We start from the raw sequence: 24,723 nt of genomic DNA, 5'->3' as shown, positions 1-24,723 counted from the left end.
ACCACTATGATCGCACCGCAAGCAGCAAAAAGACCGCATCCGTTGACTATCCATAACGACACACGCATTGATAACTACTACTGGCTGCGCGACGACGAAAGGACCGATCCCGATATATTGGCCTATCTTCAGCAGGAGAATGACTATAGCGGTGCGGTGATGGCGCCGCAGGAAGAACTGAAACAATCACTCTATCAGGAAATGGTCGCCCGAATACCGTCGGAGGATATGTCGGTTCCCTATGTCAGAAATGGCTACCGCTATCAGAGTCGCTATGAACCGGGGAAGGAATACCCTATTTACCGGCGTCAGCCCGAGCAGGCGACGGATGAATGGGAAACGCTGCTGGATGCAAATCAGCGGGCGGAAAATCATGAGTTCTATAGCCTGGGGCTATTGGAAGTCAGCCCTGACAATCAGATTTTAGCGTTATCGGAAGATTTTCTCTCTCGTCGGCAGTATGACATTCGCTTTCGCGATCTGAAAAGCGGCGAATGGTTGCCCGACGTTATTGAGAAAGTCTCTTCCGGGGCGGAATGGTCGGCCGATTCCCGCGTTCTCTACTACGTGCGCAAACACCCGCAAACATTGCTGCCCTACCAGGTTTATCGCCATCGGCTGGGCAGCGATCCGGCAGGCGATGAGCTGGTTTATGAAGAAAAGGATGATACCTACTATGTCGGCCTGGGCAAGACGACTTCGGAACGCTATATCACGATTTATCTCAGCAGCACCACCAGTACGGAAGTGCTGCTGATTGATGCGGCGCAGTGCGATGCGGCGCCGCAGGTATTCATCGACCGGCGTAAAGATCATGAGTATGGCGTAGACCACTATCGGGACGCGTTTTATCTGCGCTCCAACCGGGAAGGGAAAAACTTTGGCCTGTACCGCACGCAAGACGTGGGCGAAGGCAGCCTTGAAACGCTGATTGCGCCGCAGGCACATCGCGTGCTGGAAAGTTTTGAGCTGTTTCGTGACTGGCTGGTGGTGGAAGAGCGGGAGCGCGGGTTAACCAGCCTGAGGCAAATCCACTGGCAGACGCAGGAAGAAAAAAAGATTTCCTTCAATGATGCCAGCTATGTCACCTGGTTATCCTATAACCCGACGCCGGAAACCGCCCTGTTGCGTTATGGCTATGCTTCGATGACCACGCCAAGTTCGCTTTACGAACTGAATATGGACACCGGCCGGCAACAGCTACTCAAGCAGGCTGAGGTGAAGAATTTCAGCGCGGATAATTATTGCAGCGAACGGTTGTGGATTACCGCCCGGGATGGCGTTGAGGTTCCGGTTTCCCTGGTGTATCACCGCGAACATTTCAAGCCGGGTCGGAATCCTATCCTGATATACGGCTATGGCGCCTACGGCAGCAGCATGGATCCGGATTTTAGCGTGAGTCGCTTAAGTCTGCTGGATAGAGGCTTTGTCTTTGCGCTGACGCATATTCGCGGCGGCGGCGAGCTGGGACAGCAGTGGTACGACGACGGACGATTGCTGAATAAAATGCATTCGTTCACCGACTTCATTGATGTTTCGGAAGCGCTGGTTGAAAAAGGCTACGGAGAGCGGCGGCAAATGTTTGCCATGGGCGGCAGCGCCGGCGGGTTGCTGATGGGCGCGGTCGTCAATTTTGCGCCGGATTTATTCAAAGGCGTGGTCGCCCAGGTGCCGTTTGTGGATGTTCTGACCACGATGCTGGATGAGTCCATTCCCTTAACCACCGGAGAATATGACGAGTGGGGCAATCCTAACGACCGCGCGTACTATGACTATATCAAGCAATACAGCCCGTACGATGGGGTAAAGGCGCAGGATTATCCGCACATGCTGGTTACCACCGGATTACATGACTCGCAGGTTCAGTATTGGGAGCCGGCGAAGTGGGTGGCCAAACTGCGTGAAATGAAGACCGACGATCGCCTGTTATTGCTCTATACCGATATGGATGCCGGACACGGCGGGAAATCAGGACGCTTTAAACATTACGAGGATATTGCGCTGGAATATGCATTCTTGCTGATGGTGCTTGAAAAAGATTAAGTTCTTGAGAGTAAACCCGCTGATTGCGGGTTTACCGATCAGCATTGTTGACTTTAATGAATGGCATCCGCCTGTGGCTGTGCTTTCTTAGCCTTTTTTTCCGCGCGTTTTTCCGCTGCGGTTTTCAGGGGTTTCTTTTTGCTGTTCTTTTTGCTGTCCATTCCTTTACTCATTTCTGACCTCGCTTGGTAAAAGGTTGGTTTGCCAATACATTAACCGCCTGTTTTGTCCGATATGCAAGGGGAAACGTCTTTTTTATTAATATCAAAATGTGTCGCCAGCCGGGTAACCAACTGATGTCATTTAGGTTTCGGCTCGTAGGGCAGGCGCGAAAATTGCAAAGAGAGCTGGCGGTAAAATGCCACGCGTTCACGGAAATAACCACGCAGCTGATCCGGTTGTTCCTTCTCCACCATCTCCGGGATCACGGGCATGTTATACCGTTCTTTGAAGGCGACGCCTGACGCCGCCAGGTCCACATTGACTTTGTCCATCTCTTCTTTGGAAAGATCGGCCAAATTATATCCCATGGGAAAGTTCTCCTGCCAAGATGCTTTGTGCGTCAAGGTAAAGCAGAGTCTGAAAAATGGCAAGTCTCTGTAATGTCACCGAATAATAAAAAATAAGATAAATAGATATTTAATATGCATGATTGATAATAAAAATGATTATCAATAATAATAGCGAAATATTTATTGGAAATAAAAATCAATATCAATAACTAAATATTAACTGTATGATTTTAAATATAAAAATATTTATTGTTAATTTAGTTAATCAGATGTTTTTATTTTTCATATTCAGGCATAATGAGCCGCAACATATTTACCTGCCAATAAAATAAGGAATAGCTATGTTAAAAAAAGAAATGATTCAAAAACTAAACGAACAGCTTAATCTGGAGTTTTATTCCGCCAATTTATACCTACAGATGAGCGCCTGGTGCGGCGATAAAGGTTATGAAGGCGCATCCGCCTTTCTGAAAGTACACTCTCAGGAAGAAATGGAGCATATGCAACGCCTGTTCAACTATCTGGACGATACCGGAAGCCTGCCAATTTTGGGCGCTATTCCTGCGCCGCCGGTGGATTTCGCATCGCTGGCTGACGTATTCAAACTGACGTATGAGCATGAGCAGCTGATCACGGCGAAAATTAATGAACTGGCTCATGCGGCAATAACGTTACAGGACTATTCAACCTTCAATTTCCTGCAATGGTATGTATCGGAACAGCATGAAGAAGAAAAATTGTTCAGATCTATCCTGGATAAGCTGGCTCTGGTTAATACCAGCGAAGGCGGCCTGTTCTTTATCGATCAAGATCTGAAAAAGATGTCGACCAACGTTGCTGGTAGCGAATCAGCCTGAGTTTTTCCGTCGTCAGGCTAACGATATCACCCCGATAACTGTCAAACCGCGGCAAGTCTGGAGCAGATTTGCCGCGGTTTGAACGAATTCCTCTATTACCACCGCTTTATTCGCATAGCCTTAAATAATCCGCCTTGCCGAGAGTTTTGCCGCTCGACTTCAACGATCACTATCGTTATGATCGCTGACAGTACATATTTAGTAACCTTCTGTTTTATATGGTATCAGGCCTGCCTTTTGAAGTTCAGCAACAACAGGCGCAGGCGTCTAAATAATCATGCTCAGGAACATCATGATGAAGAAACTAATGCTGTCTCTTATTCTCGTTTTCGTATCGGTGAATGCGTTTGCTGTAGCAAAACTGGCGAATATCAGCCGGTTACAGTATGGCGATAAATGGGCCTTCACGCGGGAAGAGGTGCAGCTGATTTGTCGGCCGGGAAAAGCGTTGTATGCCTTGCATACCGGTACGCTGATGCAATATCCGCTCAACGACGTCGCAACCGCACAGATGAAAGCCGGGCTGGTAAACGCCCAGCCGATAGACGCCATCTGGTTGGATGACCCTGCTAACCCGGGACATAAGAAAAGTTTGCAACCTTTTGTTGAACGCGCCGAGCAACTTTGTGATCCCGGCAGCCAGCCTTAAAGTCATTGATTTTTATTTCAATGTTAATGGTTCGGTTGTTTAAGGTTAATTGTTAGTGTGATACTTGTTCCAAATGTAATCATTACCACAGATGGAAAACTGGAAAATGCGAGGGAGTTGGCTACGCTTAGGTGACAAGGCTAGTTCAGCTTGTAAAAATGCCAACTTTTAGCGCAAGGCTCTCTCCCAAGAGCCGTTTCCCTAGACCGGATACAGGAATCGTATTCGGTCTTTTTTTAAGTTATTGATATTTAATTGTTTTATTTTTAAGATCTCGAAAAATCCCGAAATTCCCCCGAAAATCGATATTCGGTCTTTTACAGATAAGTGTATTCTTTCCCTCTTGTATCCAGGTATTTTTCTGTCATTTTGGCTGATTTGTGACCGAGTAACTTCTGAGCAAACTCTTTTCCTCGTTCCTTTTCGTAGAGCCGGCCAGCAAGGCTTCTTATCTCATGAAAAGTTGGGGGATTATCATCAAACATGATCCCTGTGGCCGTTCTTGCTTTGACAAATTCCTTGGTCAGACTGTCCGGATTCATGATGCCGTCAGGGCTATTTTTTCTGACGCCGGTGCTAATCAAGTAATCACCCTTGCTGGCTATCCGGCACTGTTCTATCCGTGGGTAACGACGCCGACTCGGATCAGATTGCGCAATAGGCGCATAATTTCGGAGAGGATGCATGTGTGTTCATGCGGGAAAGGATGCCGCCGGGGAAATTTTGCGGCAATTGAAGTGTGTTTGTTGACACCTAAAACAACAAGCGGTAGAACACACCGTGGCCGCATATTGTTAAGGAATGATAATGGGGAGCAATAATGGCGACAAAAGAAGAGGGTTTCCGCAGTTTTACGGCGGGTGAACTCAGGATAGCTCGCACAGTTTTCAAGGATGCTATTAATTACGGGATGATTAAGGTTTATAACGGCGAGTATTTTCCTTTTGGAATGTTCTCCCAAGAAAGGCCTGATATACATAATTGGTTCATTCATGAAAGGGGCCATGTCTGGCAATATCAGATGGGTTTAAATGTGAGAGCACGCGGCGTAATGAGTTGGGCGACCAATTACAATTATTCATTACCAGACTAAAAATTATTGGCAAATTTTAATATGGAACAACAAGCCTGTATTATTGCTGGTTATTTTCCGTTGGTGATTTTTGGTGTTAATGAATGGTCTGCTGTTACTGATTTCAGAGGGATTGTTGGCCCTAACTTAATATAAAAATACCAAAACACGTTTAAATATTTTCTTATATCACCACGCGACAGGAAGTGTTTATGGAACTAAAAATATTTTCTTTAGGTCTGATTATCATCATGTTATCTGGATGCGGATACGGTCATCACAACTCTTTTCGTCTTGCATTGGTTACATTAAAAAATAGCCAGCCGTGCATTGCCGCTGAGGATGAATCTGTTACGAACAGTGGTCATTCTAAACTACTCCAAATTGGCATTTCAGAACGTCTATCTGATGGGAAAATGCATTCTGTATGGGAAAGGGATGACATGGAAAATCCAACTTACACGGTATTACCACTGCAATGTGTTCCTGTACCCTATCACTTTGAAGCGAATAAAGAGTACAGCGTTAGTTTAGTTACTGCCTATTCTTCTCGTGATGTTGATACAAAGCGTATATGGGTAAGAAATTTTACACTGGAAGAATTGAAATCGCAGGAAGATAAGTAACTGATGTTATGAGTTGCCCCGCATTGAGGGGCAATGTGTATTATTGAGAGCGTTCGGAATTCTGTGTCACGGTAAAAACCTTACAGCTTAATCACGTTATTCAGCCGTCTGTCAAAATAAATGGCTAACTGCGACAATGTCAAATTCCAGTTCCGGAGTGGCATTGTCCATTTTGCCTGCGCATTCATCAGCCCCAGATAAAGTCGCTTTAACAGGCTGTTTTCGTTAGGGAATGGCCCTTTTGTTTTCGTCAACTTCCTGAACTGCCAATGCACCGACTCAATGGCATTAGTGGTATAAATGACCTTGCGGATATCCGATGGATAGCGGAAGTACGCCGACAAATTGTTCCATTTCCGACGCAATGCCTGGATAACCACCGGATACTGCTGACCCCATCGGGCTTCAAGCTCATCCAGCGCGGCTTCCGCCGCCGCTTTCGATACCGCGCGGTAAACCGGCTTCAGGTCGGTCATGAAGGCTTTGTGGTACTTCTCCATCATCTGGCGTGAGATCGCAATAAACATCGTAAGGATCTAGCGAGTGGGCATAATAGGTTCACAGATCATCAACGGCAACGTATCGGGACTGATGATGAACTCACTGCAATAATCTGCAATCTGGCCTTCTTCGAAAAAATAGATATCGGTCTCAAATATCATCAATGGCGTTTCTCGATCTGATGTTTGCCGCGGCATTTCGGCAAATTTTTACGGCGGCTTTCTTTATGGCAAATATCACAGTAGCCGTTAATTCGGGAAATAGGATGTTCGGGATTATTGGGCAACGCTGATGCGTGGCACCGTCATAACGCGCCAAGTCTTCGTTGTCACCATAGACGCGACCTTTGGCTGATACCCATCCAGTCACTGTTTTAATGCTGGCGGCTTCTTCTGAGTCGCGCAGAATGATTTTTTCGGTTTTGTTCTGCATGGTTATTTCCTTAATTTTGGGTAATGAAAAAGCCGCTTGTTAGGCGGCTTTAAAGAGAGTGATGTGAGTAATTTCTTGCTGGTCTCTAGGGATGATTAGCATTGGGGGGGAGCTTTATAATCGGCAATTACCCCCTATTTTTTCTCCGCATCGGTAAGTAGTTGTCGCAGGATCATCTGATTTGCACTGGAAGATGAGATAGAAAAATTTGAAGACAATTTGCTAACGATCAACCCTGACCAAACTCGAGCTTCCTTGTATTCAATCGTCATTGTGCTGCCAACGTTTTTTACTGTGAATGCTGAAAGCTGTTCTGAGCATGGTTTATCCAGCATAAAATGAACGCTATCCAATACACCAGGCTCAGGTTCTATTTTATTTACTGCGTTTATACAGTCTAAAGATAAAATAATTTTGTCATTTTTTGTGGTCATAGCTAACCCATTAACCGCAGCATGACTAATTGAGGAAAATGAAATTAATGAAATCACTATGGTAGATAATATTTTCATGCGCTTGTCCAAAGAGGAAGGATAAATAATCATCATAATAGTTGGACTGTCAGGATATCTATCCTACAGCAAGTTTTCACTGTTCTTTTGCTAGATGCCCCCAGAATCACCGCCTTTGACGGCAGCGGTAATTGCTGCGCCAGTTGCCACTGTTTGCGCTGAGCCTGCGTTTTATGCGCCAGCAGTTTGCGGAAATCGCCGATAGGAATACTGGTATCTTTGGCGATCTCGTTTTCGTTGATGCCGCGGCGGTGGAGTTGGTAAACCGACAGCATTATATTTGCTGAATAGCATCGTCGCGCACCGATGCGTGGCGCAACAGGTTTTTTCTTTTCCGTGAATCATACAGCGCCGGGCGGTCGGGAGGTAAGGGACGGCTATTCGTCGCTCTGCCTTAGGTTAAAAATCCCTAAATTTACCTAATAATCGGTATCATGTTCCGACATTGATGTTCTGCCTGATGGAGATATGGAAGCGATGAGTTGTGAATCCTGCGCCGACCTCTGCGTTAAATATGTGATCCGCACCCCTAACGACTTGCGCAAAGCCATCCGCATAGCGGCTCAAAATGTGCAAGATGGCACTATTACGGAAATAAAAGCTGATCCAGATTGGAATCAATTCAGTTTTGAAGAATGTGCGAAAACGATGAGCTGGGGCGATATCGTCGCCTACCAGTTCGTCTGTAACCGCTGTGGACGACGATTTTCGCTTGGGGCTGAAACTTATCATGGTAGCGGTGGAAGTTGGGAACCCGATAAAGGGAAATACCCTATTATCGATTAGCACGTTCTTTCAACTTAGCGCCGGGCTTCGGTTGCCATTTTTATTGCCAGCGATGCCAGCACCATCCCCATCAGCCAGCGTTGAAACGTAGCCCATTTGGCATGGCGTTTCAGGGCGTACGCGATAGAGCCTGCGGAAATCGCAATCAAGGCATTAACGACTATGCTGATGGTTATCTGAGTAAAACCCAGCATGACGGATTGCGCCAGCACGCTGCCTTTGGCCGGGTCAATAAACTGCGGCAACAGCGAGAGATAGAGCACCGCAGCCTTCGGGTTCAGCAGGTTGGTGAATAACCCCATGAGAAACAGCTTGCGCGGGCTGTCTTTAGGTAAATCCCGTACTTGAAATACCTCCCGACCGCCGGGACGAATAGCCTGCCAGGCCAGCCACAACAGGTAAATCGCGCCGGCGATGCGAATGGTATCGTAAGCATAGGGTACGGCCATCACCAGAGCGGTGATGCCCAATGCCGCGCAAAGCATATAAAAGATAAAACCCAGCGCGACGCCCGCCAGGGAAATCAGCCCTGCGATCCGGCCCTGGCAGATAGAACGGGAGATCAGGTAGATCATGTTCGGTCCCGGCGTAAGCACCAGACCGAGAGCGATAAGAGCAAAAGCGGCAAGATTAGCGACATCAGGCATCGGGCACCTCAAGAGTATTCGTGGATAGAGTCCAGAACGGCGTCTGCGATTAACAGCGAGGCTCATGCCTCATCGCAGATACGCTCTTATCTTGCCCAGACGCGCGGCGCTATGGTCCGTGTTTCCCGATGGTTTTCCATCTTTAGCGTCAGTCGCACGGATTTCACAACGTTACAGTATGAGGTATCGGATGGCAATTGCCTCCCCAGTTTCTTCCTCTCACCTCATCATTCCAATTGCATTACCGATACGCTGATTTATACTGTATAAAAAAACAGTATTGGTGAGTTATGTCATTTGTGAGCCCGGTTGAAAACCCTGAAGCGCTGTCTCTGCCATTGTTTGGCGATCTGATTCCTGCCGGCTTTCCAAGTCCGGCCCAGGACTATGTTGAACAGCGTATTGATTTAAATAAGGTATGCGTGCGGCATCCCAGCGCAACGTATTTTCTGCGCGTCAGCGGCGAGTCAATGATCGACGGGCATATCAGTGATGGCGATTTGCTAGTGGTCGATAGCTCTCTTGAGGCGAAGCATGGCGATATCGTTATTGCGGCTGTCGACGGCGAATTTACGGTGAAGCGCTTGCAACGCTCGCCCAATCTGGCATTGATGCCGATGAACCCGGTCTATAAACCCCTTTATATTAACCCGGGAGATACTTTGGATATCTTTGGCGTCGTTACCTTCGTTATACACGCCGTTCGCTGATGTACGCCTTAGTCGACGTTAATTCATTCTACGCCAGTTGCGAGACGGTGTTTCGTCCCGATTTGCGTAGGCGGCCGGTCGTCGTGCTCAGCAACAACGATGGATGCGTGATCGCCAGATCCGTCGAGGCCAAAAGGCTCGGCATCAAAATGGCGATGCCGTTTTTTCAGATCCGCGACATCGTCAGGCGCGATAACGTCGCCGTGTTTTCTTCGAATTATGCTTTGTATGCCGATATGTCGTCCCGGGTGATGAGTATTCTGGAGGAGATGGCGCCGGCGGTTGAAATGTATAGCATCGACGAGGCCTTTTTAGATTTAACCGGACTCGGCAACGGTGTCGGTTTGGCGCAATTCGGCCATGATATCCGTCAGCGGGTTTTTCGGGAAGCGCATCTGGCCGTCGGCGTCGGTATCGCCCAAACCAAGACCCTGGCGAAGCTGGCGAATTTTGCCGCGAAGCATTGGCCGAAGACCGGCGGCGTTGTTGATCTTTCCAATCTCGATCGCCAGCGGAGACTGCTAAGCCTGGCGCCGGTAGAGGAAGTCTGGGGCGTCGGTCGGCGGTTGTCGCGCAGACTAAGAAGCGCGGGCATCGATACCGCGCTGAAGCTTTCTCAATGCAGTCCGTTATATATCCGTAAAGCATTCAATGTGGTACTGGAACGCACCGTTCGTGAACTGTGCGGCATTCCCTGCCTGGACATTGAGGCGCTTGCCCCAAAGAAACAACAGATTATCAGTTCCCGGTCATTCAGCACCCGGATTACTCAATACGAGGATATGCGGCAGGCGATTTGCCTGTATGCTGAACGGGCCGCGGAAAAATTGCGACAGGAAGAGCAGTATTGCAAGCAGGTTTCCGTTTTTATTAGAACCAGTCCTCATGCCGGGAACGAAGCGTTTTATAGCAATCAGGCCATGGGGCAGTTGTCCATCCCTACAAACGATACGCGCGATATTGTGCATCTTGCCGCGGAGTCCTTACACCGGATTTGGCAACCGAATTGCCGATATATGAAAGCAGGGGTGATGTTAACCGATTTCTATAGCCAGGGTATTGCACAACTCAATTTGTTTGATCGCTATCAGCCGCGACCGCATAGCGAAGCATTGATGTCGGCGATTGATCAGATTAATCATAGCGGCAACGGGAAAGTGTGGTTTGCGGGACAAGGCGTGCGTCGGGCATGGGCAATGAAAAGGGAGATGCTTTCTCCGGCATACACGACAAAGCTCTCGGATATCCCTAACGTTCGTTTCTGACAATTTTTATCATGCCGCAACGGTGTGCCGGCAGAGCCCGTTTGGAATGAAAAGTAGGATCTGGCGGGGGCGTTGCATCGCGGCTATTTTAGATGTTGTAAAGGATAATAAAACGCGACACATTACAATGAGGCGGTTTTTTGGGGATTATAATGAGTTAGTTAATGATTAATCAGCCAATTGTTGTGACATATCATCCATGGTGACAAATTTCATCACGCTTTCGTAAAGCTGCTTTTCTTCGATTGAGGCATCTGAAAATGAAACGCGGATAAATTCTTCCATTAATCGATGCGCCAATAATTCCCGGTCAACGATGCCGTAGCGTTCATTAATAAGTTGCTCAACGGCAGCGCCGATTATCTCGTGTCGGTTTTTCATTGTGTACTCTTTTTGTGTGAAAATTAATCAAGGTATAGCACAGGATTGCGCTAGTGGGATTTTTATTTTCGCCCTTTGGCGTGGGGGCGACAGTGAAATTCTTCGGTATGAAAACTTATTTTAAATAAATCTCTTACATTATTAGTGGGTTAAAAAATAACCACAACTTATAGGATTATAACGATAGCTAATTCTATTAAACGGAGTAGGTTAAGCGTGTAATTGATATAGGATTATCCTTTGCTAATTGAACGTTATTTGCCTGCGGCCTGTGTCGATTGCGGGCATTTTTTTTGCCTGTAACCGTCGATAAGTAAACAAGGTATAAGTTTTCCAATAGCTTGCCGCCAGGCGGTTTTTATCTCCATGTTTAAGATTCTCGTCTGGAGATGGTGTCAGGCGTGAGTTAACGGCGGAGTCGAATTCCCAACGGGGAATGGCGGTGAGCAGGTTTAGCGGATAAAAAGTGGCGTCAATCGCCATCCGGCAGGAAAAAATGGCCGCATTTAGGGCATATCAGCGTGACATTTTTACGCAGTTTGCGGCTACTTTGTTTTGTGACGAAAAGACAGTGGGGACAAGTCACCTTGACGGATGCATCGCTAAACAACCGAAGAGCATCGAAGATAGACATCTTTTTCACCTGAGAGGGGATGGTTGTTTAGTGTACGCCTATATGAACACGATAGCTTATCATTGTTGCATTTTTGCAATATCATTCCTCATGACTGCGCAGCGTTCTGTAATGCGAAAAATTATTTGACGCGTTCAACCCGTGCGGCGACTTAAGACGACGATGGTCGTTTGAAAATAATGCCGTTCCACGACGGGCCGGACGTCGCTAATAGTGAATGGTTAGCGGCAACTCAGGTAACAGGCTGATGCGTTTATTTTGCTGATTATGATCGAAAACAAGCGTCAGGAAAGGATTCGATCCAAATTCGAGCGAAACGATGCCCGACGCGATAATATTTTGTGTTGTCGGCGAAAGCGGCGCGTCCTCTTTTACCGTCAATGTAACGGACGTCAGTTCTGAGACGCCGCACTGGTGTCGCAGCGGCGGTTGTTTTGCCGATGGCAAGCGATCCGGCCGACAAGAAAAATTCAGAAAGAACCATAAGGGTTCATTAACCGGGGCTTCGCCCACGTTAATTTCATAATTATCCGGTAAATAGGGCGGTTTATAACGCCAGGTGGGAAAGCAGGCTTTCTCGTTCAATTCGGAAGGACGGAAGCCTACCCCGAACGGAGAACAACTGCCGTCAGGGCAGTTCAACCTTTTTAAGATGTCCAGCTTATCCTGATTATCGATTAATTGCGGGTTCTCTTGCTGATAAAGGAATTCAATATAGGCATTATGGAAGAAAAAACGCCGATTGGACGTTCCCTGTCCCGGATGCGTATTTCCCGCGCCTTCGGTAAAACCCGCATTTATCAGCGTATCCGCAACGACCGCTCTGTTTTTACTACAAATAAGGATATGATCGATTTCCATGAATTTCCGCTTTATTGATTAAATAATGAATGTCTTATTATTAAATTTTATTTGTTGGTCTTACAGACCATAAAATAATATTGGTTTTGGTTAAATTCAAATTCGAGCAATACATCAAGCGCGAGTTTTTGCGCGTGTGCGGTGTACGACCTTCCGTTCGTCTGGTTGACGAAGGTGACCAGATACGGAAATTTTTTTGACATTTCTTTTAAGGCGAAATCAAAAATTATATTTAATAACCCACTGCCGCGATACGCTTTGTCGATACATATCGGGCCATACTGATATGAGTTTTCCGTGCTTAAGATTTCGTCGTTATAAGTCACTTCGCCTAATCGCCCAATCATATATTGGAAGAATGGCCATGCTGACCAATATGCCCATGAGGCAGCGAAAACAAATGCCACAACCTTGCCATCTTCTTTGGCGACAAATGCGCCTTGTTCATCCTCAATCAGAGAGATTATCTGTTCTTTGGTTAACAGGGTTGTTACAAAACCGTCCGTTTTATCATCTTCTTTTATCGAATGAACATGGTATTTTTTATGCAACGTCATAATCGCGTCAATATCAGTGATATTCGCAACAGCTAATTCCATTTTATAACCTCTGCGGGTATCAATTTAATGATTTTTTAGTGTGCAGTAATCGATGGCGGGTTTCAATGGAACGATGACGATAGATTAAAAGGGGCTTTGTAGGCGCGCCAAAACGGGCTTGAGCAATCGCGGCGATAAAGCCCTATGGTCAGGGCTTTGAGAAAATTAAGGATTATTTGTCGGAGGTAAAGTAATCGTTGCTGTCGACGATCGGGATATAGGCTCTTACCCATTCGTTTCCTTCGATCATTTCCCAACTATGCCCTTCGCCCTTAATGTCTTCAGCAAGAAGGACGGTACCGGGGGCAATAATGAATGTGGAGCCATCGCTGACTTTAAATTTCAGCTTGCCTTTTAGCGTGACGACATACTGTTTTCTTGGCGCCGGATGGGTATTTTTCTCCCAATCTTCAGTGGAGTTGCTGATCCAAAATTGTTTGGCCGGAATTTTTTCCAGCGCCGGGATGCTGCCGGTTAAAAAGGCGGAATGGTTGTCGGCGGTGTTAATCAGCTTGATTGCCGATATCCGCGCGTCACTGTGGTTTTCGGCTTTGCCGGATTCACTATACCCAGCGATGGGAAGGGACAAACTGGCGAGCGCCAAAAGAAGCAGTTTAGATTTTTTCATTAACTCAGAACCTATAAAAATATTGTTATTGATGATGTAAATGCTGTGCGCGGTGAAACATGCGTAGCCTGCTTCACCTTGCGTAACATTTTACCTCAACCATTCTCTCAATAACCAGCGCGGAATAATTGGCGTAATCGTATTTAATTTCTTGAAAAGTAAAAATAAAAACCAATAAACCTTTTAATGTGACAGGTCTTTTTTGTTACTAAATATAAGGGGTTTTGTTATTGGTCGGCGCGCTGTTTTCGGCGCCTGGGAAAGCATTTGCTGTGCTAGGTTTTCGCCGAAGGCGGCGCCGGCCGGGCGCAGGCAAAAAAAATCCCGCCTCAAGGGCGGGAAAACTATTTTGGCAGGGATGGATAACGCAATATTAAAAGACACACACAACATCAAAGGGTTGATAAAAAGATAGCACCCTAAGTGTATAGAACTGTATGGCGCGAGTAAGGTTACCTTATTGGGTGTAAAATGAGATTGAAGCCGCGATAAGGCCGCTATCCGCGTTGTTTGCGCCAAGCGGCGTCGCGCTACTCCATCTCGATGATTTCCTCTTTCGATTCCTCCGCCAACTGACGCAAAATGCGATAAACCTGCGCCACGGCCTGTAGGGTTTCACGCGGAATATAATCACCGACGGGCGTGCGATAGAGCGTTCGCGCCAGCCAGATAAAACGGATCACCGGGATCTCGGCTTGCTGAGCCTGTTCGATCAGTTTCTGCGCCTGCCGATCCTCGCCTTTACAGATAATTTGCGGCAGCGGGGTGATGCCGGGACGATAGTAGAGCGCCACCGCATAGTGGGTTGGGTTGACCAGCAGCAGATCGGCGTCTTCAACCGGTTTTTGCCGCGGCGGCGCGGAGGCGGGTTGGTTAATGAGCTCATTTGCCAGGGATTTACGCTGTCCTTTCATGTGCGGATCCCCTTCGGCGTCTTTATGTTCGTTGCGTAAATCCTGATGGCTCATGCGTTGCTGCTTAAGAAAAAAGTATTTTTGCAAACCAAAATCGAGCACCGAAAGAACCAGCAGCGCGGCGAGGGTGGTACGGGCGATGTGCGCCAGTAATGCTTTTACCCCATGCCAGAAACCGTTTAAATCACCGGAAGCCAGCTCCACCAGCGATTCCAGTTCCGGAATGATCACTTTATAAAAAACCGCGCCGATGACCACGGCCTTGAGTACGTTGGTCAGCATTTCCGTCAGCTTGCGCATGGAAAACATCTGTTTTAATTGATTAACCGGGTTCAACCGGTTGAAGTCGATCTTTAACGCTTCGGGCGCAAAAAGCGGACCGTACTGGATCCAACCGCCGATCACGCGCAGCAACACCGCGATGCCTGCGGCCAGCAGACAAAAGGTCAGCGCCAGCGTCACGGCGTCATGAAAGACTTCTCTGGCGGCCTGAGCAAACGGCTGATTCAGCCGCATGAGGGGTAACTGCACCAGCTTTTGCAATTTGCCCATGCTCTGTTCCGCCAGCGCCAGAATACATTCCAGCAGTCCGACGCAAATCAGCAGCTTGGGGACATCCTGGCTTTGTCCCACTTCCCCTTTCTTACGGGCGTCCTTAAGTTTTTTATCGGTGGGCTTTTCGGTTTTTTCGCTCATGTGCGGACCATTAAGACGAGGCGGGGAAAAACAGTGGAAACAGGTGTTTTAAATCGGGTAAAGCCTGAAGCTTGCCGTCCGCCAGATAGTGCAGCACCGGCAGATAAATGATGAAAAAGGACAGACCCACCAGGCACTTCGCGGGAATGGACAGCACAAATACCTGCAACTGCGGGCTGTAGAGGCTGAGCAGCGAAATGCTGAATTCCAGCAGCAGCAGCAGCGCCACCAGCGGGCCGGCATAGATCGCCAGATGGGCAAAGGTTTCGGCGAGCAGCGTCAGATAAGCCTCAAAACCTTGTTCGGTAAGGGGCGGCAGCCAGGCCAGGGCCGGCCACAGACGATAGCTGTCCCACAGCAATTGGGTCAGCCCATTAATCCCGATGCCAATCACCAGCAGCAAAATAATCGTTTGTTTGAGCAGATGGCCGATCGGCGTGCTGTCGACCCCCAGCGCCGGATTAAGCTGTCCGCCCATCAGCGCCCCGCGCTGGTTATCGAATAACGCGCCAACCGACTCAAACAGCCAGAATGGCATCGCCAGGACGAGCGCGATCAGTAAGCCGACGATCAGCTCTTTGAGCAGCAGCCCCGGCAACATCGGCCAGGAGAGCGGCGACAACAGCAATTGCTGTTGGATAATCGGCGCGGGCAAGAGCGTCAGCGAGATCACCACCCCATTGCGCAGCATGCCTTTCAATACGTTGAGCGAAAATGCCGGCACCAGAATAAAGCAGGGATAGATGCGCGCGATACCCAGCGTGACGGCGATAATAAAGTCATAAACATGCTGGATGGTGGAAATCATCGCCGCGCCCCGTCAGGTATGCTCGATCATGTTAAATGCCGAGATGGCGAGCTGGATCAGCTCCACGCCAATCCATCGCCCGGTCAGGGCCAACGCCACGCCGACTGAAATCAGTTTGACGGCAAACGGCAGCGTCTGGTCCTGTAGCTGCATCACCGCCTGCAATAACGAGATCAAAACGCCGACGATAACCGCCACCAGCAGCGGCGGAGCGGAAAGCAGCACCACCATCACCATGGCCTGCCGGAAGAGCGTGATAATTTCCATTCGCGTCTCACAGGTAACTGTAAAAAAGGCCGTCCAGCAGCCGGGTCCAGCCATTGACCAGCACGAACAGCAACAGCTTGAGCGGCAGCGACAGCGTCATGGGCGCCACCATCTGCATCCCCAGCGCCAGCAGGACGTTGGAGACGATCAGATCGATAACGATAAACGGGACATAGATAAGAAAGCCGATTTTGAAGCCGGCGGTCAGCTCGGACAGCACGAAAGCCGGGATCACCAGCAGCAGATTCTGGGTATCCGCCTTTTCCGCCAGCGATGGCGGCCACATGCGCAGGCTGTTCTCATGTAAATGGGTGAGGATATCCGGATCGGTATTGCGCGACATAAATGTCTGCAACGGCGCCAGTCCGGGCATCACGCTCTCATGCAATGCGGTAATGTCGCTGGTGTCCGGCGGATTTTCCTTAAAGCGCGCGGAGATATCCTGAAACACCGGCGCCATGACGAACAGGGTGGCGGCAAGGGCGATGCCGTACAGCGCCATATTGGGCGGAACCTGCTGTACGCCGATGGCGTTGCGGGTGATCAGCAGCACGATGGCGATTTTTAAAAAGCAGGTACAGACGATCATCAGCAAAGGGATCAGCGATAGCGCGCCCAGCATGAGCGCGAACATCAGGGGATCGAAGGCGCCGGACGTCATACGTCGGACTCCTGGTCGTGCGCCGCGTCCGGCGTGGACAGCATCTGCGTAATCTGTAGCCCCAGCTTGCCTTCGATATCGATCAGATCGCCTTTCGCCAACGGCATATCGCCGTGACACAGCCAGGCTTCGCCCGGCGTTACGTCGCGCAGCGTCAGGATCGCGCCGCGGGTCAGCCGCTGAAGCGCCGGCAGGGTGATGGCGATCTGTCCGCAGCGGATGTTGAACGTCACCGGCAGCGGCGGCAACCGGTTCGCGGTTGACGAATCAGTTGGCATTGATGCGTTTTCATTGGTGACGCCGTCACTAATATCCTCGGCGTCAGTCTGCCGTGCCGGCATCTCGTTAAAAGGGGCATTCATCGAACATGTCTCCATATCGGCGATGACGAAATGGTAAGGGGCCGGTCCCGTCAACTGCATCGCGCCTTGCAAACGCCACGACGCCAGTAGGATGGAACCCTGACCGTCAGGGGAAAAATAGGGCGCCGTCGGTACAATGACATCGCCGGGGCGAAGCTGATGCAGCATCGCCGGCGTCAGAACGGTATCGGCCAGAATCAGAGGGACGGCAAATGACAGACTGTGCAATAAAGAGCGATAAACCGGCCGCCAGCCGGGGCGTTCAAGCAACGCCCGCCAGCAGGACGCGGTGGCCTGTAGCCGGCTGCGCGCGCGAATACCGTTCCAACTGACCGTGAGCCAGGCCGCTAGCGGCATTTCCGCGGAGTCGGGAGCGGGATGCGGATAAATCTGTCCCACCAGATCGCTGACCGACGCGGCCAGCGACTGGTTATACAGCGTCCAGTACCATGCCTGTTCCGCCTGCGTCGCGCCGACCGGCAATAGCGGACAGTCGGATAACAGACCCAGCACCGGCGACGGCGAGGAGAGCGCAAGGATGCCGCTATCGCAGCGCCAGTAGCTGATCGGTTCGTCCGCCGGCGGCTGTTCCGCCAGGCTCAGACGGATCTCGCCGACGTGGCCGTCGCGCTCGAAAGGCAGCGTCAGTCCGGCGGCCAACCGGCTGTGCAGATCGGCTCGATCGCCGGCCAGGCGCGGCAGCGTCAGGGGCTGAGCGACCATTATCGTTCCTCCCGGTCGTCGAAACTGAGCCGCACCGGGCAGCCCAGCGCATCGCAGAGCGAGCGGCGGCAGGCCTCCCGGCGATGTTTTAATAACTGATAGGCTTCGCGGCTGAAACGGAGCGCGATATCCCAGCCCTGCGGCGACAGCGACGCCAGCATGACGTCGATATCGCCCAGTTGCGGCAGTTGCAGACTGAATGAAAACGGCGGATGACCGATATTCTCCATTGATTCGAGCAATTCGCACTGTAGCGGCGGCCATTGTGACGGTGTCACGCTAGCGGGTAAGTCATCCGCCGGCGCCGGCTGCGGCGGCGTAAAAGCGCTCGGGAGCGGCGAGACGTTTTCCGGCTGATGCAGCGCCCACTCAAAACCGTGGTCGACGCTGAACGCTTCCCAGCCATATTGCGGCGCTTCCTCGCCGCGCCGCGGCGATTTCGCCGGCAGGCCCGCGGCTGAGGCCGGAGCGTTGGACGGTTTGTGCTGGGGTATGGCGGCGTTATTCATAGGCTCTCCCGATGTAGCGTTAACAGGCACGCCAGTTTTTCGACGGCTTTCTGGTTTTGATTCACCAATTGGCGGGCTTGCCCGACCTGCTGTTGCTGCTGACGCTGTTGTTGCCGCTGCTCATGGCCCCGCTGACTTTCAAGCTCGATTTGGTGGAGCGCCCGGCGCTCGGCGTCCAGTTGCGATTTCAGATCGTCCAGTCCCTGATCGCGGCCTTTTAGCTTTTCGTTCAACGCATCGCGCTGCTGCCGGCCGGCGCGGCGCAAGGTTTGCAACTGCGTTTGATGTTGTTGCAGCCGCGCGTTAATGCTCTTCAGCGTATTCTCCGCCTGTCGCAACTGGCGTTCGCTGCGTATCAGGCGCTGGCGGCGGATGGGCATCAGTACATTCAGGGCGGCCTGCAATGTCTGGGCGTCGCTATCGTTATGCGGCATAGGCGCTGACCTCGGCTAATTGCTGTTGAATCGCGTCGTAGGCCATCGGGTCGCGCATGGCCTGACGCAGAAACCGGTTGATTTCTCCCTGGGCATTGACGGCCGAGTCGGTCAGCGGATCGTGGCCCGGCTGGTATTCTCCCAGCCGGATCAACATTTCCACCTGTTTATACGCGGCCATCAGGCGACGCACCGCGCCGGCGTGATGGTTATGTTCCCGGTCGACCACGTTGCTCATGGTTCGGCTCAGGCTGGCCAGCACATCAATGGCCGGGTAATGGCCCTGTTCCGCCAGCCGACGGGTCAGCACGATATGGCCGTCAATCAGCGATCGCACTTCGTCCGCCACCGGATCGTTCATCGAGTCCTGCTCAATCAGCACCGAATAGAGGGCGGTGATGGCGCCTTCCTGCGTCTGTCCGGCGCGCTCCACCAGCCGCGGCAACAGGGTATAGACCGACGGCGGCAGCCCGCCGCGCCCCTGCGGTTCGCCGAGCGCCAGGCCGATTTCACGCTGGGCGCGGGCGAAACGGGTCAGGGAGTCGATAATCAGCAACACCTGTTTGCCGTCGGCGCGGTACGCTTCGGCAATCGCCGTCGCGGTGAAGGCCGCGCGCGCGCGCTCCATGCTGCTGCGATCGGACGTGGAGCAGACCAGAACGGTGCGGCGGCGCAGATCGTCATCCAGTTCATGATCGAGAAACTCGCGCAGCTCGCGCCCGCGTTCGCCGATCAGACCGAAGACGATGGCGTCGCACGGCGTGTTGCGCGCCAGCTCCGCCAGCAGAGTGGTTTTACCGCAGCCGGCGCCGGCAAAGATACCGACGCGCTGCCCCTGGCCCAGCGTCAGCAGTCCGTCTATCGCCCGCAGACCGGTCGGCAGCGGCGCGGCGATGCGCGGGCGCTCGGTCGGCGGCGGCGCATCGCCCAGCACCGGTCGCGCCTGATGATGACGGCTGCCCGGCTGCACAAAGGCGCTTGCGGCGCCGTCCTGCAATGCGCGGCCGAAACCGTCCAGTACGCTGCCAAACAGCGCGTCCGAAACCTGAATGCAGTGCGGCTGATAAAGCGGGGTGACGACGGCGCCCTGGGCGATGCCGTCGAGCGCGCCCAGCGCCGACAGAAACGTGTTCTGCGGACTGAAGCCCACCACTTCGGCCATTACCTGGCCGCCGTCTTTCCGCCCGACCAGACAGAGATCGCCGATGCGCGCCTGCGGCAGGCCGCACTCCAGCAAAATCCCGCTGATGCCGATAACCCGGCCTTTGATATCGACCGGCGCGTAAGCGGACAACCGCTGGCGCTGTTGCTGAAACCAGCGCTTCATCTGTGGAAAGTCCGTTGCGGTTTGCCTCATTTACCAGTTCACCTTAATTTGCTGTTGACCGCCAAACACGATCTGGTGATCGTCGATGCTGACCAATCTGAGCTGTTCCACTTCATCGCCGACGAACAGTCGCCGGCCATCGGCGGTCACCACATTGGCCCTCGGCCCGCTGGTGACCTGCACAATCTGAAACGGCAGTTGAGCGCTCTTTATCTGCGTGCGGTTATCGACCGTGAGCGCGGTGTTATATCGTTGGTGGAATTGGATGAGCATCCGTTCCAACTTTTTTTGCTCTTGCGGCGTTAACTGGCCGGTTAGCGTGACCAGCGTATGGGTGGAAGCCAGTTTTACCGCGTCGGTAAGCTCCCGCTCCCGCAACAGGGTTCTCAGCGTGTGCTCCAGTTGCGTCATGGTATTGAGCTGGCGGCGCGTGTCCTGCGGCGGCGGCGCGGGCGGCATGGCGACGCTTTCCTGCAACAGCCAACCGCCCACCATCGTCGCCAGCAACAGGCTCAGCAGCAGATAGCAGCTCTTGGCCCACAGCGGCAGCCGCGCGGGCGCAACGGTCGCGGCCGCCGCCGCGACGGGCTGTTGTTCCTGCGTCGGGGGCGGGATATCGTCTTGCCCGGCAGGCGAACCGGCGTCGGGTCGCTCCGTCTCTTCGCTATCCCAGGGCGTATCGGCGGCGACCACGCACAGCCAGATGTGATGAAGGGCAAAGGGCGTGCCGGGCGTCAGATCGGGGATTTGCGTCACGCTATGACCTTCCGTATCGCAGAGATCGCCGTCCAGCGCGCTGAGCAGCCAGCCGTTCTCCTGTTTTTCCAGCAGCGCGTGGCGCGCGCTGATACCCGGATCATAGAGAGTCAGATCGGCATCGTCATCGGCGCCGATCCGCCAGGCGCTGCCGCTCAGCGGTAATGCCGCCCCCCGATGCAAGCCCGTCAGTACGCGTAACTCAAACATATTTCCTTCCTATGCATTAAAAGCGGCGTTGTCGGCATACAGATCAAAACGCCCCAGGACGTTGATCGATAGATGAGATCCCAGTTCGGTGAAAGAGAGCACCGGAACATGATGGAATTCCTCCTGTAGCAGGGCGCGCAAAGGGCTGCGCAGATCCTGCGCGACCAATATCTGGCCGGCGGCGGGCGCGGAAAGTGGAAAGGCGCGCCGTAACTGCTCGAGAAAGGTGGCGGCATAGTCCTGCGTTAAGGCGAAGAAGGTTTCATTCTGGGTCTGACGCAGCGAGTCGCGCAGCAGTTCTTCCGTTTCCGGCGTCAACAGCCAGACATGCAGGCAGTTTTGCCGGCTGTACTGGTGGCAGATTTGCGATTTCAGCGCCAGCCGGACGTAGTCGGTCAGCGCATGAACGTCTCGCTCGTGCTGACCGATTTCGATCAGCGCCTCGGCAATCGGCCGCACCGCGCGCAGCGGCACCCGCTCCGACGCCAGCCGCTGCAATACGGCGGCAAAGCGCGACAGCGGCATGATGCGTTGCAGCTCCTGCGCCAGCTCCGGTTGCTCGCTCTCCAGCCAGGTCAAAATCGCTTTGCTTTCCTGTAGGCCGATAAACTGCGCACCGGAACGGTGAATGGCGTTTTCCATGCGCAGCAGGATTAACGCTTGCGCCGACCAGCGCGGGCAGTCTTCCTGCTCAAGCGCCGGGTGAGAAGGCGAAACCCAGCACCAGGCGGACTCATCGCGCAGCGCGGAGCCGACGATGGCGTCTCCCTGTTGGTCCGGATCGATCGCAGAGCAGGGTACCGCCAGCCGTTCGGTGTTCAATGTGGCTTTAACATGGGGAATTTCGTATACGCAGAACTGGAATTCGTCCTCATCCAGATGCTCGCTGAATTCAATATCAAACGACGGCAGCGTCATGCCGAACTGATAAACCAGCCGGTTGCGTAAACGACGGATATGCTGCACCAGCGAGAGCGTGGCGGGGGTTCCCTGCATGGACGAATGGAACAGCAGCAGATAGGCGCGGGTAGGATTGAAGCGCCGCAAATCCTGGTAGCCGTTTTGTTCGGCCGGCAGGTTGTCGGCCTCCGCCTGTGAATGGCTCAGGATCCCTTGCTGTTTGATGCGCCATAGCTGAAACACCCCGCTGCCGAGCGAGGCGAGGCTAATCGCCATAAAGACCAGCGAGGGCATGCCCGGCAACAGGGCGAAGCCAAACATGCCGATGGCCGAGATGATCCACGCCTTGGGCTGACTGGTGAGCTGTTCGGCGATTTCGCGGCCGATGTTGGCGTCTATCGGCTGGCCTTCGGCGGAGACGCGCGTGATGATCATCCCGGCCGTCAGCGAAATCAGCAAGGCGGGGATCTGGGCGATCAGGCCGTCGCCGATGGTGAGCACGGAATAGACGTGCATGGCGTCGGCGGCGGCCATATCATGCTGCAACACGCCGATGGCGAATCCGCCTAGCATGTTGATAAACACGATCACCAAACCGGCGATCGCGTCGCCCTTGACGAATTTCATCGCGCCGTCCATCGCCCCGAACAGCTGGCTTTCTTTCGCCAGATTATCGCGCCGCTGGCGGGCCTGATGGGCTTCAATCAGCCCGGCGCGCAGATCGCTGTCGATAGACATCTGTTTACCGGGCATGGCATCCAGCGTAAAGCGGGCGGCGACCTCGGCCACGCGTTCGGAGCCTTTGGTGATAACCAGAAAATTCACCACGGTCAGGATCAGAAAGATCACCAGTCCCACCGCCAGATTGCCGCCCACCACATAGTTGCCGAACGCTTCGACGATATGGCCGCCGTCCTGTTGCAGCAGGATCTGGCGGGTGGTGGAGATGGATAGCGCCAGCCGGAACATGGTGGTCAGCAGCAGCACCGCCGGGAACGTCGAGAACGCCAGCGGTTTGGGCAGATACATCGCCAGCACGATCAGCAGCGACGACACACAGATATTGAATGCGATCAGCACGTCAATCAGGCTGGTCGGCAGCGGAATGATCATCATGAATACGATCGACATGACGATCGCCGCGCCGACCACTTCCGAGCGCTGCATGGCGCTGAGCGCGATGCGATTGAGCCAGATAATCAGCAGATTCATCACGCCAGCCCGTCCGGTTTTGGTGACAATGTCACTTTGTTGTTTTCATGGCGGGTCGCGTCGCCGATCAGCCCGCGGATGAGGTGCAGGGCGGTTTGCCGGTTTTTCAGATCGCGCCACAGCGGCTGCGGCAGTCCGCTGACCAGCGGCAGCAGCGCGCTGAAAAACAGCGCCTGGTGCGGCGGTTCCGTTCCCGCCACCTCGCGCCCCAGATTATGCAGGTCGCGCGCGTAGGCGCCATTGGCGCTCAGGCCGATCAGGCGGCGGGTCAGTTCGACGGCGCCGAGGGTAAACGCGGGCAATTTCGCCGACAGCCGGTCAAGCATTTCCCGGCTGGTCGCCAGGGTATGACTCAGGTGGAGCGAGTCGTTAAGGCTGCCGAGCATTTTTCGCAGCGCCGTTTTGGGAATGGACGAGCACTGACTGACGATATCCGCCGCCAGCGCCCGCTGCATGGTGCGCAGCCCGTCCTGGAAGTGCTGCGGGTCGACGCGTTCCAGCAGGGCGTCCAGCAGCGCGCCGACCGACTGTTGATGTACGACTTTCTGATAGTAGAGATCGCGCATGGTTTGCCGGTGTTCCGGCAGGGTGCTGAACAGCGAGATGGCGCTGGCGGTGTTTAAGCCCGCCCGAATCTCCGGCTCTTTTTCCTGATGCAGCCGTTGCAGCGCCTGCTGCGCGGCGGCGGTCAGCGCCGGGTGTTTCGCCCGCACCTGCCTGAGCAGCACATCGCCGCGCGCCGCATCGTTCCCCACGGCCTGAAGTATCGCCGCGACGGTCGGCGCTTTCTCCCGGCCCAGCAGGTCGCACAGGCGGTCCATCTGCTGCGCGTAGGTACCCTCGGCCGGGTTTTCCAGCAGTTTGAACAGCTCGGTGAGTTTTTCGATCCGCTCGACGTTGGCCAGCGTCCGCACGCCGGTTTGCGCGATATGACGACGATTAAGGGATTTGCTTCTCCGCTCCGCCTGCTCGCCGAACGCCATGGCGACTTCTTCCATCGACGTGGCCAGCGGCGGGCGCAGCGCTTCATGGTGTGCGGGCGCCTTGATCGCCGCCGTCTGGGCGGCCGGATCGTTATCGGTCTCTATCGGTCGGGTTATCGGTGTTGGCGCGGGCGTAACACTTTGAATTTTAATCATCATCCGGTCCGGCGTAAGTCAACAAGGTGTTGTTGTGTGGCTTGGGAGGCGCAGTGGTTCCTGAATTTTCACGACGCTGATCGGGCGCGG

29 protein-coding genes, 2 pseudogenes and 1 riboswitch are annotated in these 24,723 nt (G+C 52.8%); of the genes and pseudogenes, 8 read left to right on the top strand and 23 right to left on the bottom strand.

All coding sequences use genetic code 11. The features are described 5' to 3' along the window. Positions 1-6 precede the first annotated feature (6 nt). Positions 7-2,043 (top strand): S9 family peptidase, encoded by a 2,037-nt coding sequence (locus ABRZ26_RS02625; RefSeq protein WP_319602686.1) that lies wholly within the window; start codon positions 7-9, stop codon positions 2,041-2,043. Between the two features lie 299 nt (positions 2,044-2,342). On the opposite strand, the gene ABRZ26_RS02620 is transcribed toward ABRZ26_RS02625, so the two are convergent. After that, complete coding sequence (locus ABRZ26_RS02620) at positions 2,343-2,573, bottom strand: DNA polymerase III subunit theta (RefSeq protein WP_319602685.1); 231 nt, start codon at positions 2,571-2,573, stop codon at positions 2,343-2,345. 323 nt (positions 2,574-2,896) lie between these two features. Here ABRZ26_RS02620 and ftnA point away from each other — a divergent pair, with 323 nt between their 5' ends. Together ftnA and ABRZ26_RS02610 are read left to right on the top strand one after the other, a co-directional pair. Beyond that, positions 2,897-3,412 carry a non-heme ferritin gene (gene ftnA, locus ABRZ26_RS02615; RefSeq protein WP_319602684.1) on the top strand — a complete coding sequence of 172 codons (516 nt, stop codon included), beginning with the start codon at positions 2,897-2,899 and terminating at the stop codon, positions 3,410-3,412. A gap of 292 nt (positions 3,413-3,704) precedes the next feature. Continuing rightward, positions 3,705-4,061 (top strand): YebY family protein, encoded by a 357-nt coding sequence (locus tag ABRZ26_RS02610; RefSeq protein ID WP_319602683.1) that lies wholly within the window; start codon positions 3,705-3,707, stop codon positions 4,059-4,061. Positions 4,062-4,378: 317 nt separating this feature from the next. Here the strand turns inward: ABRZ26_RS02610 and ABRZ26_RS02605 are convergent. Continuing rightward, positions 4,379-4,681 (bottom strand): annotated as a pseudogene (locus ABRZ26_RS02605) (tyrosine-type recombinase/integrase); the annotation flags it as partial. Positions 4,682-4,881: 200 nt separating this feature from the next. On the opposite strand from ABRZ26_RS02605, the gene ABRZ26_RS02600 reads away from it, so the two are divergent. Together ABRZ26_RS02600 and ABRZ26_RS02595 are read left to right on the top strand one after the other, a co-directional pair. Beyond that, positions 4,882-5,154 (top strand): hypothetical protein, encoded by a 273-nt coding sequence (locus ABRZ26_RS02600; RefSeq protein WP_319602682.1) that lies wholly within the window; start codon positions 4,882-4,884, stop codon positions 5,152-5,154. A 191-nt stretch (positions 5,155-5,345) separates the two neighbouring features. Continuing rightward, the gene (locus tag ABRZ26_RS02595) at positions 5,346-5,759 is read left to right on the top strand and encodes a putative T6SS immunity periplasmic lipoprotein (RefSeq protein ID WP_319602681.1); all 414 of its coding nucleotides are present in this window, start codon (positions 5,346-5,348) and stop codon (positions 5,757-5,759) included. A gap of 80 nt (positions 5,760-5,839) precedes the next feature. Here the strand turns inward: ABRZ26_RS02595 and ABRZ26_RS02590 are convergent. The 4 genes and pseudogenes from ABRZ26_RS02590 to ABRZ26_RS02575 form a co-directional block, all read right to left on the bottom strand. After that, a pseudogene (locus tag ABRZ26_RS02590) lies at positions 5,840-6,253 on the bottom strand (transposase); the annotation flags it as partial. Between the two features lie 157 nt (positions 6,254-6,410). Further along, on the bottom strand, positions 6,411-6,692 hold the full coding sequence (locus ABRZ26_RS02585) for a hypothetical protein (protein ID WP_319602680.1): 282 nt from the start codon (positions 6,690-6,692) through the stop codon (positions 6,411-6,413). 134 nt (positions 6,693-6,826) lie between these two features. After that, positions 6,827-7,204 carry a hypothetical protein gene (locus ABRZ26_RS02580; protein ID WP_319602679.1) on the bottom strand — a complete coding sequence of 126 codons (378 nt, stop codon included), beginning with the start codon at positions 7,202-7,204 and terminating at the stop codon, positions 6,827-6,829. Positions 7,205-7,236: 32 nt separating this feature from the next. Next, the gene (locus ABRZ26_RS02575) at positions 7,237-7,479 is read right to left on the bottom strand and encodes a hypothetical protein (protein ID WP_319602678.1); all 243 of its coding nucleotides are present in this window, start codon (positions 7,477-7,479) and stop codon (positions 7,237-7,239) included. 193 nt (positions 7,480-7,672) lie between these two features. On the opposite strand from ABRZ26_RS02575, the gene ABRZ26_RS02570 reads away from it, so the two are divergent. Then, positions 7,673-7,990 carry a hypothetical protein gene (locus ABRZ26_RS02570; protein ID WP_319602677.1) on the top strand — a complete coding sequence of 106 codons (318 nt, stop codon included), beginning with the start codon at positions 7,673-7,675 and terminating at the stop codon, positions 7,988-7,990. A 14-nt stretch (positions 7,991-8,004) separates the two neighbouring features. Here the strand turns inward: ABRZ26_RS02570 and ABRZ26_RS02565 are convergent, their stop codons facing one another. After that, complete coding sequence (locus ABRZ26_RS02565; RefSeq protein WP_319602676.1) at positions 8,005-8,637, bottom strand: LysE family translocator; 633 nt, start codon at positions 8,635-8,637, stop codon at positions 8,005-8,007. 86 nt (positions 8,638-8,723) lie between these two features. Further along, a riboswitch (ZMP/ZTP riboswitch) is annotated at positions 8,724-8,803 on the bottom strand. Between the two features lie 124 nt (positions 8,804-8,927). Between ABRZ26_RS02565 and umuD the strand changes: the two genes are divergently transcribed. Beyond that, complete coding sequence (gene umuD / locus ABRZ26_RS02560) at positions 8,928-9,347, top strand: translesion error-prone DNA polymerase V autoproteolytic subunit (protein ID WP_319602675.1); 420 nt, start codon at positions 8,928-8,930, stop codon at positions 9,345-9,347. Further along, positions 9,347-10,612, top strand: a complete 1,266-nt coding sequence (gene umuC, locus ABRZ26_RS02555) for a translesion error-prone DNA polymerase V subunit UmuC (RefSeq protein WP_319602674.1) — start codon at positions 9,347-9,349, stop codon at positions 10,610-10,612. The genes umuD and umuC overlap by 1 nt, the downstream gene beginning before the upstream one ends. A 168-nt stretch (positions 10,613-10,780) precedes the next feature. Here umuC and ABRZ26_RS02550 read toward each other — a convergent pair whose 3' ends face one another. From ABRZ26_RS02550 to sctW, 16 genes are all read right to left on the bottom strand, one after another. Beyond that, complete coding sequence (locus ABRZ26_RS02550; RefSeq protein WP_319602673.1) at positions 10,781-10,993, bottom strand: hypothetical protein; 213 nt, start codon at positions 10,991-10,993, stop codon at positions 10,781-10,783. 472 nt (positions 10,994-11,465) lie between these two features. Next, positions 11,466-11,627: a YnfU family zinc-binding protein gene (locus tag ABRZ26_RS02545; RefSeq protein WP_319602672.1), complete on the bottom strand. Its 162-nt coding sequence runs from the start codon at positions 11,625-11,627 to the stop codon at positions 11,466-11,468. Positions 11,628-11,834: 207 nt separating this feature from the next. After that, positions 11,835-12,488 (bottom strand): VOC family protein, encoded by a 654-nt coding sequence (locus tag ABRZ26_RS02540; protein WP_319602671.1) that lies wholly within the window; start codon positions 12,486-12,488, stop codon positions 11,835-11,837. 47 nt (positions 12,489-12,535) lie between these two features. Continuing rightward, complete coding sequence (locus ABRZ26_RS02535) at positions 12,536-13,087, bottom strand: GNAT family N-acetyltransferase (RefSeq protein ID WP_319602670.1); 552 nt, start codon at positions 13,085-13,087, stop codon at positions 12,536-12,538. Positions 13,088-13,259: 172 nt separating this feature from the next. Further along, positions 13,260-13,715 carry a cupin domain-containing protein gene (locus ABRZ26_RS02530; protein WP_319602669.1) on the bottom strand — a complete coding sequence of 152 codons (456 nt, stop codon included), beginning with the start codon at positions 13,713-13,715 and terminating at the stop codon, positions 13,260-13,262. A gap of 530 nt (positions 13,716-14,245) precedes the next feature. Beyond that, the gene (gene sctU, locus ABRZ26_RS02525; protein WP_319602668.1) at positions 14,246-15,325 is read right to left on the bottom strand and encodes a type III secretion system export apparatus subunit SctU; all 1,080 of its coding nucleotides are present in this window, start codon (positions 15,323-15,325) and stop codon (positions 14,246-14,248) included. Positions 15,326-15,335: 10 nt separating this feature from the next. Further along, on the bottom strand, positions 15,336-16,133 hold the full coding sequence (gene sctT, locus ABRZ26_RS02520) for a type III secretion system export apparatus subunit SctT (protein WP_319602667.1): 798 nt from the start codon (positions 16,131-16,133) through the stop codon (positions 15,336-15,338). A gap of 12 nt (positions 16,134-16,145) precedes the next feature. Next, positions 16,146-16,400, bottom strand: a complete 255-nt coding sequence (gene sctS / locus ABRZ26_RS02515; RefSeq protein WP_319602666.1) for a type III secretion system export apparatus subunit SctS — start codon at positions 16,398-16,400, stop codon at positions 16,146-16,148. 7 nt (positions 16,401-16,407) lie between these two features. Continuing rightward, the gene (gene sctR, locus ABRZ26_RS02510; protein ID WP_319602665.1) at positions 16,408-17,061 is read right to left on the bottom strand and encodes a type III secretion system export apparatus subunit SctR; all 654 of its coding nucleotides are present in this window, start codon (positions 17,059-17,061) and stop codon (positions 16,408-16,410) included. Then, entirely contained in the window at positions 17,058-18,146 is a 1,089-nt protein-coding gene (locus ABRZ26_RS02505; protein ID WP_319602664.1) for a FliM/FliN family flagellar motor switch protein, read from the bottom strand. The genes sctR and ABRZ26_RS02505 overlap by 4 nt, the downstream gene beginning before the upstream one ends. Continuing rightward, positions 18,146-18,655 (bottom strand): type III secretion system HrpP C-terminal domain-containing protein, encoded by a 510-nt coding sequence (locus tag ABRZ26_RS02500; protein ID WP_319602663.1) that lies wholly within the window; start codon positions 18,653-18,655, stop codon positions 18,146-18,148. Before ABRZ26_RS02500 ends, ABRZ26_RS02505 begins: the two co-directional genes overlap by 1 nt. Further along, on the bottom strand, positions 18,652-19,089 hold the full coding sequence (locus tag ABRZ26_RS02495; protein WP_319602662.1) for a type III secretion protein: 438 nt from the start codon (positions 19,087-19,089) through the stop codon (positions 18,652-18,654). Before ABRZ26_RS02495 ends, ABRZ26_RS02500 begins: the two co-directional genes overlap by 4 nt. Beyond that, positions 19,079-20,446 (bottom strand): type III secretion system ATPase SctN, encoded by a 1,368-nt coding sequence (sctN, locus tag ABRZ26_RS02490; RefSeq protein WP_319602661.1) that lies wholly within the window; start codon positions 20,444-20,446, stop codon positions 19,079-19,081. The genes ABRZ26_RS02495 and sctN overlap by 11 nt, the downstream gene beginning before the upstream one ends. After that, positions 20,447-21,382, bottom strand: coding sequence for an FHA domain-containing protein (locus ABRZ26_RS02485; protein ID WP_319602660.1), 936 nt, complete (start codon positions 21,380-21,382; stop codon positions 20,447-20,449). It abuts the gene before it with no gap. 9 nt (positions 21,383-21,391) lie between these two features. Further along, positions 21,392-23,494, bottom strand: a complete 2,103-nt coding sequence (gene sctV, locus ABRZ26_RS02480; protein WP_319602659.1) for a type III secretion system export apparatus subunit SctV — start codon at positions 23,492-23,494, stop codon at positions 21,392-21,394. Then, a complete protein-coding gene (gene sctW / locus ABRZ26_RS02475) occupies positions 23,494-24,633 on the bottom strand; it encodes a type III secretion system gatekeeper subunit SctW (RefSeq protein ID WP_319602929.1) in 1,140 nt (379 codons plus the stop codon). The genes sctV and sctW overlap by 1 nt, the downstream gene beginning before the upstream one ends. Positions 24,634-24,723 lie beyond the last annotated feature (90 nt).

The organism is Brenneria sp. L4-2C (genome assembly GCF_040240335.1).
Lineage (GTDB): Bacteria > Pseudomonadota > Gammaproteobacteria > Enterobacterales > Enterobacteriaceae > Brenneria.
This window is presented reverse-complemented; position numbering and strand designations above follow the sequence as displayed.